The sequence below is a fragment of the Streptomyces venetus genome (assembly GCF_039540295.1).
Lineage (GTDB): Bacteria > Actinomycetota > Actinomycetes > Streptomycetales > Streptomycetaceae > Streptomyces > Streptomyces venetus.
Genome location: NZ_BAABET010000006.1, coordinates 187,203 through 202,275 on the forward strand (window position 1 = coordinate 187,203; position 15,073 = coordinate 202,275).

Consider the following 15,073-nt stretch of genomic DNA (forward strand, 5'->3'; position numbering starts at 1 on the left):
CCGGCCCTGCGACCCAGCACCGCACACCACCGGCGGCCCTCACCGGTGTGCCGGGGCCGAGCCGGCCGGTCGGCGGGCTCAGCGGAGGCCGGCGCCCGTCTCCAGTTCTGCCCGCGCCCGGGCCGCCAGACCGTCCGCTCCGCACGAGAGCGCCAAGTCCAGGCCGCGGTCGAGGTCGGTCATCGAGCGGGCGGCGATGCCGTACTCGATGCGGGCCGCCGCGTGTTCGTACTGGCAGGGCGAGGCCTCCAGGTAGGTGACGGCCTGGGCGGCGAGGCGGACCGCGCGCTGGCCGGTCTCCAGGGCGGCGGCGCAGCGCAGGGCCTCACCTATCGCGGTGTCCGTGCCGAAACGCTCGGCCCGGCGGCGGACGTCGACGGCGAGCCGGGCGGCACGGTCCGGGTCCTCGGTGCGCAGGGCCCGGGCGAGATCGGCCGCCCAGGGGACGAGTACCGGGTTGTGGTGACCGCGCGCCGCCGCGGCCTTCTCGGCGGCCTCCAGTTCGTTGATGCCGTCCTTGGTGCGGCCGACGGCCAGCAGCAGCCTGCCGCGTACCGAGCGCGGGTCCGGCAGGACGATGGTGGACGGGTAGGGCGGGGCGAAGCCGTGCCGTTCGGCGACCTCCCAGGCCTCCTCGACGCGGCCGCGGGCGAGCAGCGTGTCGACGAGGTTGCAGGTCGCGGACCAGTACAGGGGCAGGCCGCGGCCGACGCGCTCGGCGAGGCGCAGCGACTCGCGCAGGGACGCCTCCGCGTCCGTCAGCCGGCCCCGCCTGCGGTGGCCGAGCCCCACGTAGGCGTGGGCCAGGGCGAGGTGGCCGCCGCTCCAGCCGGCCGTCTCGTAGGCGCGCAGGGCCTCGTTGTAGAGGGACTCGGCGCGGTCCAGGCGGTCGGTGAAGGCGTACGCGTTGGCCAGCATCAGCAGCAGCTCGATGCCCCACTCGGTGTCGGTCCAGCCGAGCCCGGGGGCCAGACGGCCGTTGACGAGCGCGCGGTCGCACAGCTCGACGACCTCCTCGGCGTTCTCGCCGTGCATCAGGGCGTCGAAGCCGCGCAGGATGAGGAGCGCGCGTTCGGAGTTGTCCCGGCCGGTGCAGGTGCTCGCGAGGTCGGCGAGCCGCTGGGAGCGGCCCGGTGAGGTGGCCTCGCCGGCGTGGATGCCCTCCCACATGAAGTGCACGGCCTGGAGCCGCATCCGGGCGGGTCCCGGCTGGAGCCGGGCGGCCTCCGCCTCGACCGTACGGACGGCCTCCTCCAGCTGGTCGTTGTGGAGCAGCGCCTGGGAGAGCCGGAAGACGGCGTCCACCCGCTGGTCCCCGTCGAGACCGGGCATACCGAGCGCGGTCCGCAGGTGGCCGATGGTGCGGGCGGGCGCGGTCAGGAAGGTGGCCTCGGCCAGTTCGTAGAGCACGTGCGGGTGCGAGTCGGGCCGGGGCGGTTCCTTCAGGGCGCGTTCCAGGCAGCGGCGGGCCGCGTCGGGGGCGCCGACGGCGAGGTGCTCGCGGGCGGCCTCGCGGAGTTGCCCGACGAGTTCCTCGTCGTCGTCCGGGTGGACCTCGATGAGGTGGCGGGCCGCGGCCGCGGCGCCATGCCCCTCGTCCGTGACGATCCGGGCGGCGATGCCGTGCATGGCGGTGCGCAGGGCGTCGGGGATGGAGTTGTAGACGGCGGTGGCGATCAGGGGGTGGACGAACTCCAGGTCGCCGTCGCCGCTGCGGCCGGTCGCGGGGTCGGGTGCGGTGAGGATACGGGCGGTGCGCAGCAGTTCGGCGCAGCGGCGGGCTTCGCCGGGCTTGAGGGTGGCGAGCTTGGCGACCAGGTCGATGGAGATGCCGGTGCCGAGGATGGCGGCGGCCCAGGCGAACCTGGTCGCGTCTATGCCGAGTTCCTCCAGGCGGGCGACGAGGCCGCCGCCGCGGGCGGAGCGGTTGAGTTCGCGCAGTTCCCCGGCCCGGGCCTCGACCGGTTCGAGTTCGCTGTCCTGCACCTTGGCGAGGAGTTCGACGGTCTCGTAGGGGTTGCCGGCGGTGACGGCCCAGACCTCGCGGCAGAACGCGGCGTCGGCGTGCGCGCCGAGGGTGGCGCGGGTGAGTCCGGCCGTGGCGTCCGGGGTGAGGGCGCTCAGCGTCGTGGCGGGGCCGGCCGCCGCGGCGGCGACGGTGTCGAGGTGGCGGGCGCTCGTGCCGGACACGTCGTCCGGGCGGCGGGTGACGACGACCAGGACGGACATCTCGGCGAGGCGCTCGGCGAACGCCGCGAGCCAGTGCAGGGTCTCCTGGTCGGCCCAGTGGGCGTCGTCGATCAGCAGGACCAGCGGCCAGTCCCGGCGGGAGAGCCGGCGCACGGCCGCGACCAGGCCGTCGCACACGCCCTGGGGGTCGGCCTGCCGGTCGCCGGGGTCGGCTATGCCGAGGGCGGGGCCGGCGATGTCGTACCAGTCGCCGAGGTATTCGCGTGCCTCCTCGGGCAGCATCGACACCAGCGCGGGTTGCAGTAACTGCCGTACGACGTTGAAGGGGACCGACCTGAGGGTCTCGCCGCCGCGCGCCGACCAGACCGTGCAGCCGCGTGCCTCGGCGAGACGGCGGGTTTCGGCCAGCAGCGCGGTCTTGCCGAGTCCGGCCTCGCCGCGGAAGACCAGCAGCCCGCCGGACGAGGAGCGGTCCGCGCACAGGCTGTCGAGCGCCCGCGTGACGGCGGCGACTTCCTCGTCGCGCTCCCACAGGGAAGCCGAGGCGGCGGCCGTGGGCCGTACCTCCGTCATCCCGCTACCTCCCCAAGTCGCCCGAACGACGTACAGACGTCGAGCGTATCCCTCCGATTGCCTGAGTGGAGGGTGGACCGGGCACCAGTTGCCGTGACGGGTGAAACCGGGGTGCGGCCGGGCGACGCCGCCGGACCGCCACCAGCCGTCTGCGGGTCAACGTCCCACGGGAGTACTGAAGGTGACGTCTCGTCACCAGGAACGGGATCCACGGCGCGGCGGCCGGGCGCTGATCGACGCGGCTGTTCCCTCTCGGTCATCTGCGGGACGCGCTGACCGGGTTCGGACGCTGCCCGCCGAGGACGTCGTCGCCACGCTGACGATGCTCACGGCCCGGACGGTGGCGGACGCCGTGCGGTCCGTGGGCACGCCGGGTTTCCGGACCGTGCGCGGACTGCCGGGCACCGAGCCCGCGTACACCGGTGTCCGGCATCCGAGCGTGCTCGGGTCGGTGACACCGGGCCGGGAGGGATGGCGACTTCCTCGCCGACGGGCCGGCGGCCGAGGCGTCCGCTGGTGGGCTGAGGCGTTGTCTTCGACGCCTCTCATGCCTCTTTCACGCACGCCTCATACGGTGGGGGCATGACGCAGGAGACTCCCTCCGGGTGGTACCCCGACCCCGGACAGACAAGTGACGGGCCCGCCACCGAGCGCTGGTGGGACGGCAAGGCCTGGACGGACCGCATCCGTCCGGCGGAGCCGGCCACCGCTTGGGGTCCCCCTACGCAAGCCCCGACCTCCGGGAACTCACCGGCGGAGCCGCCCTCCGGCGACCGCCCGACACCCTCCGGGGACCCGGCCGCCTCGGGACAACCAGGTGCCGAGGGGAGCCCGCCGCCCCCTGAGGCCCCGGCGGGCACGGGGCATCCGAACCCCACCGGCCCGTCGGACACCGGCGAGCGGCCGGACACTGCCGAGCGACCGGACACTGCCGGACAACCAGGCGCTACCGGGCAATCAACTCCTACCGGACATCCCGAGCCTGTCGGGCATTCAAGTACTGCCGAACAGTCGAATACCGCTGAACAACCGAACAATGCCGATCAACCAGGCATAGCCGGATATGCAGGTAATGGCGGGCAGTCAGGCTCCGCCGGACATCCGGGTATTGCAGGGCAGGCAGGTCCAGCGGGGTATCCGGGTGCCCCGGGGCAGCCTGGCCTCGCCGGACACGCGGGCACCCCCGGGCACCCCGGTCCCGCCGCGTACCCGGGCGCCCCCGGGCAGCCAGGTCCGGGCGGGTTCCAGGGCGTCGCCGGGTACGCCGGTGCGGCCGGGTACCCCGCGTACCCTGCCGCGCCTCCGCCCGGGCGGGGCCGGCGGCTGCGGATCGGGGCGGCCGTGGGCGCGGCTGTCGTGGTCCTCGCCAGCATCGGCGTGGGCGTGTACGCGCTGACGGACAACGGCGGTGGCGGCGGTTCGGCCACTTCACAGGGGCCGGGCGGTCCCGGCGGCCCGGGCGGAACCGGGGGCCAGGGCGGCCCCTTCGGCGGGCCCGGCGGCTCGGGGGGCTCCGGAGGCTCCGGGGGGTCGGGCGGCTCCGGCGGCTCCGGCGGACAGAGCCCGTCGCCCGAGCAGTCCGAGCCACCGAAGATCAGGAGCGGCTCGGTGACCGACGCGGTCTCCGGGATCAGCCTGCCGATCCCCGAGGGCTGGTACGGCCAGGAGGCCAGGGCCGGTGCGCAGGTGACGTCCGAGGACTCCTACAAGTGCCCCGGCGACACCTCCGCGACCTGCACGAAGGGCGGCGCCTACTCGGCACCGGCCCTGCTGCTCGGCTCCAAGGGCAGCACCGCCGAGGAGGTCGCGAAGGCGGACATCGCGGCGAACGCCGAGGAGTCGTACGGCGGCAAGTCCTACGGCGGGATCACCTCGCACGACGTGCTGGACTCCAAAGCCGTGACGGTGGCCGGGCAGAAGGGCTACCTGGTCCGCTGGAAGGCCGTCACGAGCAAGGGCGCCGACGGCATCGTGGAGTCGCTCGTCTTCCCCTCCCCCGCGAACGCGAAGCAGTTGGTGGTCGTCCGCTTCGGCGTCGACGCCGACCAGAAGGAGGCCGTCCTGGACGACATCGCCAAGGGCATCAAGGTGTCGACGGGCAGCGGCAACGGCCAGGACGTCTGAGGAGGAGCGGCCGGCCGGACAGCGGTCGGCCGGGTGGGGCGCCCCCGCCGCTCACAGGGGCACCCCACCCGGCCGGGGGGTGCGCGCCGCCCCCGTCCCCACGGGTCGGCGCGGTCGGGTCGCCGTCCGGTCATCCGGTGGACGGCGGCCCGGGTCTCAGGTCAGGCCGAGTGCCGGCAGCACGGCGGCCTCCACGAACCGGACCAGGTAGTCCGGGTCGGCGTACTCGCCCTCCAGGAGGGGCCGGATGCGCAGGACGCCGAACATCTGGGCCGGGATGTACTCCAGCGCCGGATGATCGGCGGGCACCTCCCCGCGTTCGACCCCGCGCCGGATGATCTCCTTCAGCGCGGCGATCTCCGGCTCGATCAGCGCCTCGCGCAACGCGCGCTGGAGCTCGGGGTCCTGGGGCGCGGCATGGGCGAGCGCCTGGAGGAGCCTGGTGTCCCGGCCGGACAGCTCGCCCGCCGCCCGGGCGGCCTCACGCAGGTCGTCCGCCAGCGAACCGGTGTCGACGCGGCGCGTCCGCCGGTTCGAGCGCAGCGCCGCCGCCACGAACTGGGGCTTGGTCTTCCACTGGCGGTAGAGCGTGGACTTGCTGCACCGGGTGCTGGCGGCGATCCCCTCCATGGTGACGGAGTCGTACCCGCACTCGCGGAGCTGCTCCAGTACGGCGTCGAAGAACTCCCGCTCACGCTCGGGCGTGATCTTGGAGCGGCGCGAGGAACCGGTCGGCTCGGGCCGGTCCGCAGCCTGCGACGTCATGGGCGATGCTCCCGGTTTTCGTCGGCGGCCCGGAAAATTCCCGGTCCGCGGTGTGTCCTACGTCTATCGATACGCCAGTGTACCGGTACGGAGGCGTATCGGTACACTGGCGTATCGGTACGCACTCGTACCGATAACTGCACCGTCATCGAAGGGGCCGGGGGATGAATGCCCGCACCGAGCCTGCGCCGGCGGGGTCCGACGCGATAGCGCGACCACCGCTCGTCCGGGAGCTCCTGCTCGTCGCAGGGCTCTTCCTCGTCTACAAGTTCGGCCGGCAGCTGGCCACGGGCCACACCGGCGGGGCCCTCCACCACGCGCACCGCGTGTGGGACTTCGAACGAGCGGTCCACCTGCCCGGCGAGGGTGCGGTGCAGTCCCTGCTGCTGCACGGCGACGGCCTCGTGCACCTCGCGAACACCTACTACGCGGCCGTCCACTTCCCCGCCACCGTCGCCTTCCTGGTCTGGCTCTACCTGCGCAGGCCCGCCCACTACGTGTGGGCCCGCCGGGTCCTGGCCGCGGTCACGGCCGCCGCGCTGGTCCTGCATCTGCTGTTCCCGCTCGCCCCGCCCCGCATGCTGGCCGCGACCGGTCTGGTGGACACCGCGCGTCTCTACGGGCCGTCGGTGTACGGCGATCCCGCGACCGACTCCCTGTCGAACCAGTTCGCGGCGATGCCGTCGCTGCACTTCGGCTGGGCGCTGATGGTGGCGATCGGCCTGATCGTCGCGACCCGTTCGCGGTGGCGGTGGCTGTGGCTGCTGCATCCGCTGCTGACGCTGCTGGTGATCGTCGGTACGGCGAACCACTACTGGCTGGACGCGATGGTGGCGACGGCCCTGCTCGGTCTCGCGCTCACGGCGGTCCCCCTGCCCCACCGCACGGCGAGCACGGCGGACCGACCTCAGGACAGCCTCGTACCGGCTCCGGCCGGGGAGCAGACGCTCGTGGGGGCCGCCCGATGAACGCCGTGCTCGTCGCCGTCGCCCTGTCCCTCGTCTCCGCCGTCGCCTACGCGGCCGCTGCGGTCGCCCAGGAGCGGCTCGCCGCCCGCTCCCCCGGCTCGGGCACGCTCCGGTTGCTGGCGAGCGGCGCCTGGTGGTGGTCGGTCGGGCTGAACGCGTCGGCCGCGCTGCTGCATGTCGTGGCGCTCCGGTACGGTCCGCTGACCGTGGTCCAGCCGCTCGGCGCGCTCACCCTGGTCGCGGCGGTGCCCATGGGGGCCCGGATCGCGGGCCGGCGGGTGTGCGCGGTCGAGTGGCAGGGCACCGCGCTGACGCTGCTGGGCCTGGGCGCGATCCTGGTCAGCGCGTCCGGTCCGGCCCCGGACGACGTGCTGAGCGTGCCCGAGGCGCTGGCGGTCGCGGGCGCCACCGCGGCCCTCATCGGGGTGCTGTCGCGGCCGGGCGCCCGCCCCGGGCTGCGGCACGCGAGCGCGTCGGGGCTCGCCTCCGGGGTCGCGTCGGCGCTCACCCAGACGGTGACGGTGGCCGCGACGGACCGGTCCGGTCCGCTGCTGAGTGTCCAGGTGGTCGGGGTGGCGCTGCTCGTGGCGGCCTTCGCGGCCGGCGGTCTGATGCTCTCGCAGACGGCGTACCAAGGCGGTCTGGGCGCCCCGCTCGCGATGGTGACGCTGGCCAACCCGCTGGCCGCCGCCGTGATCGGTCTCTCCCTGCTGGGCGAGCGTCTCCAGGGCGGCCCGGCGGGCGTGCCGCTCGCGCTCGCCGGGGCGGGCCTCGCGTCCTGGGGCGTGGTGCTGCTCAGCAGGGCGACGCCCGTGGACCGCCCGGCGGACGACGACCATCCGGTGGCCGCCGTCCTGGCCCTGGAACCCGGCTCGGCGGCGGCCGAACCGGCGTGGGTGCCCCGGCCGCAGGATCCGGGGCACCTCACCGCGGCTATGCGGTGACGATCGCCGGGTCGCTCACACCCGGCTGCCCGTTCTCGACGTGTCCCGCGAACCGCCGCAGGAACGCCTTGTCGCCCTCGGCGGTGACGGTCAGGTCGTACCAGCGGCGGCTGCCGGCGAGGTCGACGGTCCGCCGTACCTTCGCGCCGGGGCGGACGGTGACGGTCGAGGGCCGGCCGCCGTAGCCGTCGGAGAGCTTCAGCCGGGCGGTGCCGGAGCCCTTGTTGGTGAAGGTCAGCTCGATGTCGTCGCCGGTGTGGCGGGCGGTGACCTCGCAGCCGGCCGTCTTGTTCGAGCCCTTGAAGACCCGCACGAAGCCGTTCGGGCCATGCACGGTCAGGTCGTAGGCGCCCGCCGAGTAGGCCGAGTTCCAGGTGTCGGACAGCGACTTGCCCGCCTCCGTGGTGTACATCCAGGGTCCGTCGGCGCGGTTGCCGGAGGTGACGTGGAAGGCGCCGCCCGCCTTCGCCCCCGAGGCGAAGGTGAGGGTGAGCTTCCCGGCCGCCGTGTCGACCGAGGCGTCCACGTGCGGGGCGTACCTCAGCGGCCGGGAGCGGCGCAGTCCGCGCTCCTGCCGGGGCATGCGCGGGTCGGCGGGCGGGGCGGGCTTGTAGTCGGGGTGGCGTTCGCGGTCCTGCGGCTCGTACGCGTCGGTGCCGGGCAGCGGGGCCGGACGCGTGTCCTTGCGGGAGAAGTCGAACGCGGCCGTCAGGTCTCCGCAGACGGTCCGGCGCCACGGCGAGATGTTCGTCTCGCGCACGCCGAAGCGGCGCTCCATGAACCGCAGGATCGAGGTGTGGTCGAGGGTCTCCGAGCAGACGTAGCCGCCCTTGCTCCACGGTGAGACGACCAGCATCGGCACCCGGGGGCCGAGGCCGTAGGGGCCGGCCGTGTTCTTGCCGTCGCCCGGGAAGAGGTCGAGGGAGACGTCGACGGTGGACGGGCCGCGGGAGGCGTCCTTCGGGGGCAGCGGCGGCACCACGTGGTCGAAGAAGCCGTCGTTCTCGTCGTAGGTGATGAACAGGGCGGTCTTCGACCAGACCTCCGGGTTGGAGGTGAGGGCGTCCAGGACCTGGGCGATGTACCAGGCACCGTAGTTCGAGGGCCAGTTGGAGTGCTCGGAGAAGGCCTCGGGGGCGGCGATCCAGGAGATCTGCGGCAGCTTGCCCGCCTTGACGTCGGCGCGCAGCCGGTCGAAGTAGCCCTCGCCGGCCTTGGCGTTCGTGCCGGTGCGGGCCTTGTCGTACCAGGGGTCGCCGGGCTTCGCGTCGCGGTACCTGTTGAAGTAGAGCAGCGAGTTGTCGCCGTAGTTGCCGCGGTAGGCGTCCTCGATCCAGCCCCAGGAGCCCTTGGCGTCGAGGCCGTCACCGATGTCCTGGTAGACCTTCCAGGAGATGCCGGCCCGCTCCAGGCGCTCCGGGTAGGTCGTCCAGCCGTAGCCGAGCTCGTCGTTGCCGACCACCGGGCCGCCGCCGGCGCCGTCGTTGCCCGTGTAGCCGGACCACATGTAGTAGCGGTTCGGGTCGGTGGAGCCGATGAACGAGCAGTGGTAGGCGTCGCAGACGGTGAAGGAGTCGGCGAGGGCGTAGTGGAAGGGGATGTCCTCGCGGGTCAGGTACGCCATGGTCGTGGTGCCCTTGGCGGGCACCCACCGGTCGTACTTGCCGCCGTTGTACGCCTGGTGGCCGTCGGGCCAGGAGTGCGGCAGGCCCTCCAGGAACTGCATGCCGAGGTCGTCGGCGTCCGGGTGGAACGGCAGGATCTCCTTGCCGTCCTTCTCCTGGTGCCAGACGGGCTTGCCGTTGTCGAGGGTGACGGGGCGGGGATCGCCGAAGCCGCGGACGCCTCTCAGGGTGCCGAAGTAGTGGTCGAAGGAACGGTTCTCCTGCATCAGGACGACGATGTGCTCGACGTCCTCGATCGACCCGGTGCGGTGGTTCGCCGGGAGGGCGGCGGCACGCTGGATGCTGGCGGACAGCGCACTGAAGGCCGTGGTGGCACCCGCGAGTTGGAGAAAGCGGCGCCGGTTGACTTCGGACATGAAGGACAGACCTCTCATCCTGAGGTACGGGATGGCCGGAACGTGACGGAATCTGCGCGGAAGGAGTGTTTCAGGGACACCAAACGTCAAGGAAGGGGCGCGTGACACTCGTGTGAAAGTCGCCGGTACGGAAGGTGTGCCGAGGCGCCGGCGGGGGAGGGTGAGGGGCGTGACAGAGACGAAGACGGTTTCCCCGCCGACGAAACGGCCCGTTCGCCAGCTCCTCGCCGCCTCGGTGGGCAACGCGGTCGAGTGGTACGACTGGTACGCCTACACGTTTCTGGCCACCTACATAGCCGCCCAGGTCTTCCCCAAGAGCGCGGACAACTCGCTGGTGCCGCTGCTGTCCACGTTCGCGGTGTTCGCGGTGGGCTTCTTCATGCGGCCGGTCGGCGGACTGCTGATGGGCACCGTGGCGGACCGCCACGGGCGGCGGGCCGCGCTGACGGTCACCATCCTGCTGATGGGCGGCAGCAGCCTGCTGGTGGGGCTCACCCCGACCTACGCGGCGGTGGGCGTACTGGCACCCGTGATCCTGGTGCTCGCCCGGCTGCTCCAGGGCCTGTCCGTGGGCGGCGAGTTCGCGGCCTCGACGACCTTCCTGGTCGAGTCGGCGGCTCCGGGGCGGCGCGGGCTGTTCTCCAGCTTCCAGTACGTGTCGACGACCATCGGCCAGCTCGTCGCCTCCGGCATCGCCACGCTGCTGGTGGACACGCTGAGCGACGGGCAGATGAACGGCTGGGGCTGGCGGGTGCCGTTCGTGCTCGGGGCCGTCCTGAGCCTGGTCGGCTTCTGGATCCGGCAGGGCGCGCAGGAGACCCGCAGCGAGGAACAGCAGCAGGCCCCGCGCCCCGGCCTGTTCGAGGCGCTGCGCCGGCACCCGCGCGAGTCGCTCCTCATCTGCGGCATCACGGCGGGCGGCACCATCGCCTACTACACCTGGACGTCGTACCTGCCGACGTACGCGGAGCTCAACGCGGGCATCGAGAAGTCGGACGCGCTGCTCGCGGGCACGATCTCACTGGCCTTCTTCGCCGTGCTGCAACCGCTCGGCGGTCTGCTCTCGGACCGCTTCGGCCGCCGCCCCCTGCTGCTCTTCTTCGGCCTGGGCTTCGCACTGCTCTCGGTGCCGCTGCTGCACGCCCTGAACGATTCGTTCGCGGTGCTGCTGCTGGTGCAGTGCGCGGGCATGGTGCTGCTCACCGGGTTCACCTCGATCAGCGCGGCCGTGAACGCGGAGATCTTCCCGCCCCGGGTGCGCGCGGCCGGCATCGGCTTCCCGTACTCGCTGACGGTGGCCCTGTTCGGCGGGACGGCCCCGTACGTCGGCACCCTGTTCAAGGAGCTGGGGCACTCGGGGCTGTTCCCGTGGTACGTCGCGGTGCTCTGCCTGCTGTCGTCGCTGGTGTATCTGCGGCTGCCGGAGACTGCTCACGCTCCGCTGCGGCGGTGAGCGGGCGCCCCGTCGGTGCCCGATTCGCCGTCCCCGTCGGCCGGGTGCGCCGGCTCGTGCGGTCCCGCCCCGTCCTGGAACCCGTCAGGTGACCCGGGCGACCCGGCCTCTCCCACCGCCGGGCTCTCCTTGACGGCGGCCCGTTCGGGGTCGGTCATGGCCTCGGTGGGCCTGCCCACATCCGACAACGTCTCCTGGGCACGGTCGTCGACGAGACGGGTCACCAGGTACTGTGCGGCGCCGAAGGCCGCGGCCCAGCCGAGGACCTGCGCCCTGCTGTCGAGATCGCTCAGCCCGGGGACGAAGGCGCCCCTGATCAGCAGCAGCCCGAGGAACGCCGTCAGCGCACCCGTGGGGAACTTCAGCACCGCGGACGCGAGGGGCAGCATGTAGGGGGCGTTGGTGCCCCGGATGCGGCGCAGTGAGGCGATGACGGTGAGCGCGGCGCCGGCGAGCCCGGCGATCTCGACGGTGAGGATGTCCCTCGGCTTGGCCAGACTGCTGGCGTCGGTGCCCGCCCGGACGTTGTGGTACTCCGCGGTGGGGCAGACGACCGTGATCCGGTCCGCGGCCTCGGGACCGTTCTGGGGCGTGAAGCACAGGCTGAGCGAGCTGGGCGAGAACCAGCCGTACAGCGCGAGGCCCGCGACACCGAGCAGCACGAGGAACGTCGCGGTCCACAGGATGTTGCGCAAGCTGCGTACCCGGGCCAGTTCGTCGTCCAGCGCGTTGTACGAGGCGTCGAGCGCCCGGGTCATGAGATCCCGGTCGCCGGGCGTCATGCCGCCGGAGATGATGTACCGGATCCGCCGGCCCAGTCTGACCCGTCGCGGGTCGTCGATGTCCAGATGCTTCTTGACGAGCGCCATGACCTCGCTGGCACGGCCTGCGGCCTCTTCGTCGGACGCCAGCTGAAGCAGCATCACCTCAGCGCTGCGCACATTCGACCAGACGCCCTCGCGGGCAGCCGAGCCCGACCACGGACGGCGCCAGCCGAATTCCTCGTCGGCAGCAGTTCGGGCCTTTTCGAGATGACCCCGGACTCCCTCGATGAGAGTCATTCGCTCGCCGGGGCAGGGGCCGGCACTTTCGTGTTCCAGCTGCGCCTCGAGATAGGCGATCCTGGTTTTCGCACGCGCACGCCACGCAGAGCGCGGCGGCCCGTTGCGCAGGCCTGTGATGCGGCTGCGGTACGGGCCGACCGGCTTTTGGCTCTGGTCACTCGTAAACTGCGGGCACATGCAGCTTCTTCCAGGACTTCGGCCCCGGAATGCCGTCAGCGTCGGCGCCCCGGTATCCGAGCTTGTACTGCCACTTGGCGTACGACTTCTGGTCCGCCGGGCTCCACCTCTGGTCGGGGTCGCTCGGGTACTCCGAGCAATCCTCCTCGACGAGACGGTAGCCCATGGCTTCGATGAGCGGACTCCTCGTCGACGGTCGGAAGAAGTCTACTCCCGGAAAGGGGCGTCGTATTCACCTTCCTCTTCCGGGGGTGGGGCCACGCGTATCCGCTGACCGGGATAAATGAGATCCGGATTCTCGATCTGCGGGTTCCACTCGAGGATCTGATCCAGCGTCACGTGGAACATACGCGCGATCTTGGTGAGGTTGTCACCGCGTTTCACTGTATAGAACTGCGTCCTTGTCTTTGCCATGCATCCAGGCTAAAACAAATCCCCGCCGCGATAAAGTCGAGAATTCCGTTTCGATTTCACCATTTGATTCGGAAACGGCTTCCGTCCGGCGGAAGGCCCGTTGCGGCGCCCGGAGGGCCGCCCCGACGATGACGGCACCACGAGAGACGGGAGCCGACCCCATGCCTCACATGACCGCCTTCGCCAGGAACCAGTGGTACGTCGCCGCCTACAGTCACGAGGTCGGGCGGGAGTTGCTCGGACGGACGATCCTCGGTGAGACGCTCGTGCTCTACCGGACGGCACAGGAGGGCACGCCGGTCGTGCTGCACGACCGGTGCGTGCACCGCCGGTACCCGCTGTCCGAAGCCCCGACGCGCCTCGACGGCGACCGGATCGTGTGCGGATACCACGGGTTCACGTACGACACGACCGGTACCTGCGTGTACGTCCCCGGGCAGAAACGGGTGCCGCGCACGGCCCGGGTCGCCTCCTACCCCGTCGTCGAGCAGGACTCGTTGATCTGGGTGTGGATCGGCGACCCGGCCCTCGCCGACCCGCAGGGCATCCCGCGGGCCAGGCACCTCGACTCCCCCGGCTGGGTCACCGTGCGCGGCATGGAGCCGATCGACTGCGACTACGGACTGCTCGTCGACAACCTCCTGGACCTGTCCCACGAGACGTATCTGCACGGCGGTTACATCGGCACGCCGGAGGTCGCCGAGACGCCGATCACGACCGAGGTCGACGAGGGCGCCGGGATCGTCCGGGTGAGCCGGCACATGGACGACGCCGAGTGCCCGCCGTTCTACGCCAGGTCCACCGGCATCAAGGGGCGGATCACCCGCTGGCAGGACATCGAGTACCACGCCCCCTGCCTGTACCTGCTGCACAGCCGGATCGCCCCGGCCGGTGTGCTGCCGGAGGCGGACGGCAGCGACCCGAACGGCTTCCACACCGAGATCACGTACGCGATCACGCCCTCGGGCGACGGCAAGGTGTACGACTTCTGGGCGGTCTCGCGGGACTGGGCGACGGACGACGCCGAGGTCACCGAGTTCCTGCGGGGCAACAACCACACGGTCGTGATGCAGGACGTCACCGCCCTCGACCTGCTCCAGAAGACGCTCGGTACCGAGCGCACCGGTTACCAGGAGCTGAGCATCAACATCGACACCGGCGGTCTGGCCGCCCGCCGTATCCTCGCCCGGCTGGTGGAGCAGGGCGAGAAGCCGGTGGAGAAGGTCCAGTGACGAGGCTCCCCGCAGCGGCGGGGCCGCGCGAGATCTACCGCATCGACTGGCTGCCCGGCACCGACCTCCTGCACGGCACCTGCCACTGCGGCCGTGAGCACACCGCGCAGGACCCGGTCGAGATGTGGGAGTGGATGCTCGCGCACCCGCGGGGGCACCAGGTCGAGGAGCCGGGAGGGAACAGCTCGTGAGCGTGTACGAAGAGGAACTGGTGGTCGAGCGGCGGGAGTCCGCCGCCGAGGGCGTGCTGGCCCTCACCCTGCGCCATCCGCTGGGCGAGGAGCTGCCGGGCTGGGAGCCGGGCGCCCACATCGACGTCGTGCTCGGCCCCGGGCTGGAGCGGCAGTACTCCCTGTGCGGCGACCCGGCGGACCGGTCGGCCTGGCGGATCGCGGTGCTGCGCGAGCCGGACGGGCGGGGCGGCTCGGCCCATGTGCACGAGCGGGTGGGACGGGGTGACAAGGTCCGGGTGCGCGGGCCCCGGAACAACTTCGGCCTGGAGCCGGCCGCCCGCTACCGCTTCGTCGCGGGCGGCATCGGCATCACCCCGATCCTGCCGATGCTGGCGGCGGCCGAGGCGGCGGGCGCCGACTGGACGCTGCTGTACGGCGGGCGCACACGCCGGTCGATGGCGTTCGGCGACGAACTGGTCCGGTACGGGGACCGGGTGACGATCACGCCCGAGGACGAGTCCGGGCTGCTGGACCTGTCGTCGGTACTGGACGACCTCCCCGACGGCACGCTCGTCTACTGCTGCGGCCCGGGGCCGCTGCTGGACGCGGTCGAGGAGCGCTGCCCGTCGGGTGTGCTGCGCGTCGAGCGGTTCCGGCCCAAGGAGCAGGAGGCCGGCGGCACCACGGAGTTCGAGGTGGAGCTGGCGCGCAGCGGCAGGACGGTGACGGTCGCGCCGGACGTGTCGGTGCTCGACGCCGTGCGCGCCGCCGGGGTCGAGGTGCTCTACTCCTGCACCGAGGGCACCTGCGGCACCTGCGAGACGGACGTGCTGGACGGCGAGCCGGACCACCGCGACTCGGTGCTCACCGACGACGAACGCGCGGCGGGCGAGACCATGCTGATCTGTGTCTCCCGCTGCCGTGGGAAGCGGCTGGTGCTGGACCTGTGACGGTG

13 protein-coding genes and 1 pseudogene are annotated in these 15,073 nt (G+C 72.3%); 8 read left to right on the top strand and 6 right to left on the bottom strand.

Annotation, left to right across the window (positions count from 1 at the left end):
- Window positions 1-78: 78 nt before the first annotated feature.
- Entirely contained in the window at window positions 79-2,763 is a 2,685-nt protein-coding gene (locus tag ABEA82_RS20950; protein WP_345663105.1) for an ATP-binding protein, read from the bottom strand.
- A 582-nt stretch (window positions 2,764-3,345) separates the two neighbouring features.
- Here ABEA82_RS20950 and ABEA82_RS38705 point away from each other — a divergent pair.
- Together ABEA82_RS38705 and ABEA82_RS20965 are read left to right on the top strand one after the other, a co-directional pair.
- Window positions 3,346-3,429: pseudogene (locus ABEA82_RS38705) on the top strand (DUF2510 domain-containing protein); the annotation flags it as partial.
- 441 nt (window positions 3,430-3,870) lie between these two features.
- On the top strand, window positions 3,871-4,887 hold the full coding sequence (locus tag ABEA82_RS20965; RefSeq protein WP_345663469.1) for a collagen-like triple helix repeat-containing protein: 1,017 nt from the start codon (window positions 3,871-3,873) through the stop codon (window positions 4,885-4,887).
- 156 nt (window positions 4,888-5,043) lie between these two features.
- On the opposite strand, the gene ABEA82_RS20970 is transcribed toward ABEA82_RS20965, so the two are convergent.
- Entirely contained in the window at window positions 5,044-5,652 is a 609-nt protein-coding gene (locus tag ABEA82_RS20970; protein WP_345663106.1) for a TetR/AcrR family transcriptional regulator, read from the bottom strand.
- 164 nt (window positions 5,653-5,816) lie between these two features.
- Between ABEA82_RS20970 and ABEA82_RS20975 the strand changes: the two genes are divergently transcribed.
- Window positions 5,817-6,620, top strand: coding sequence for a phosphatase PAP2 family protein (locus ABEA82_RS20975; protein ID WP_345663107.1), 804 nt, complete (start codon window positions 5,817-5,819; stop codon window positions 6,618-6,620).
- Entirely contained in the window at window positions 6,617-7,564 is a 948-nt protein-coding gene (locus tag ABEA82_RS20980; RefSeq protein WP_345663108.1) for a DMT family protein, read from the top strand. The genes ABEA82_RS20975 and ABEA82_RS20980 overlap by 4 nt, the downstream gene beginning before the upstream one ends.
- Here ABEA82_RS20980 and ABEA82_RS20985 read toward each other — a convergent pair.
- Entirely contained in the window at window positions 7,554-9,605 is a 2,052-nt protein-coding gene (locus tag ABEA82_RS20985) for a phosphocholine-specific phospholipase C (protein WP_345663109.1), read from the bottom strand. The genes ABEA82_RS20980 and ABEA82_RS20985 overlap by 11 nt on opposite strands.
- 169 nt (window positions 9,606-9,774) lie before the next feature.
- On the opposite strand from ABEA82_RS20985, the gene ABEA82_RS20990 reads away from it, so the two are divergent.
- A complete protein-coding gene (locus ABEA82_RS20990; protein WP_345663110.1) occupies window positions 9,775-11,058 on the top strand; it encodes an MFS transporter in 1,284 nt (427 codons plus the stop codon).
- Here the strand turns inward: ABEA82_RS20990 and ABEA82_RS20995 are convergent.
- From ABEA82_RS20995 to ABEA82_RS21005, 3 genes are all read right to left on the bottom strand, one after another.
- A complete protein-coding gene (locus tag ABEA82_RS20995; protein WP_345663111.1) occupies window positions 11,037-12,119 on the bottom strand; it encodes a hypothetical protein in 1,083 nt (360 codons plus the stop codon). The genes ABEA82_RS20990 and ABEA82_RS20995 overlap by 22 nt on opposite strands.
- Before the next feature lie 157 nt (window positions 12,120-12,276).
- The gene (locus tag ABEA82_RS21000; protein WP_345663112.1) at window positions 12,277-12,465 is read right to left on the bottom strand and encodes a peptidoglycan-binding protein; all 189 of its coding nucleotides are present in this window, start codon (window positions 12,463-12,465) and stop codon (window positions 12,277-12,279) included.
- 41 nt (window positions 12,466-12,506) lie between these two features.
- The gene (locus ABEA82_RS21005) at window positions 12,507-12,713 is read right to left on the bottom strand and encodes a LysM peptidoglycan-binding domain-containing protein (protein WP_345663113.1); all 207 of its coding nucleotides are present in this window, start codon (window positions 12,711-12,713) and stop codon (window positions 12,507-12,509) included.
- Between the two features lie 161 nt (window positions 12,714-12,874).
- Between ABEA82_RS21005 and ABEA82_RS21010 the strand changes: the two genes are divergently transcribed.
- From ABEA82_RS21010 to ABEA82_RS21020, 3 genes are read left to right on the top strand one after another with little or no spacing between them, the layout of a single operon-like run.
- The gene (locus tag ABEA82_RS21010) at window positions 12,875-13,945 is read left to right on the top strand and encodes a Rieske 2Fe-2S domain-containing protein (protein ID WP_345663114.1); all 1,071 of its coding nucleotides are present in this window, start codon (window positions 12,875-12,877) and stop codon (window positions 13,943-13,945) included.
- Window positions 13,942-14,136, top strand: coding sequence for a hypothetical protein (locus ABEA82_RS21015; protein ID WP_345663115.1), 195 nt, complete (start codon window positions 13,942-13,944; stop codon window positions 14,134-14,136). The genes ABEA82_RS21010 and ABEA82_RS21015 overlap by 4 nt, the downstream gene beginning before the upstream one ends.
- Window positions 14,133-15,068 carry a PDR/VanB family oxidoreductase gene (locus ABEA82_RS21020; protein ID WP_345663116.1) on the top strand — a complete coding sequence of 312 codons (936 nt, stop codon included), beginning with the start codon at window positions 14,133-14,135 and terminating at the stop codon, window positions 15,066-15,068. Before ABEA82_RS21015 ends, ABEA82_RS21020 begins: the two co-directional genes overlap by 4 nt.
- Window positions 15,069-15,073 lie beyond the last annotated feature (5 nt).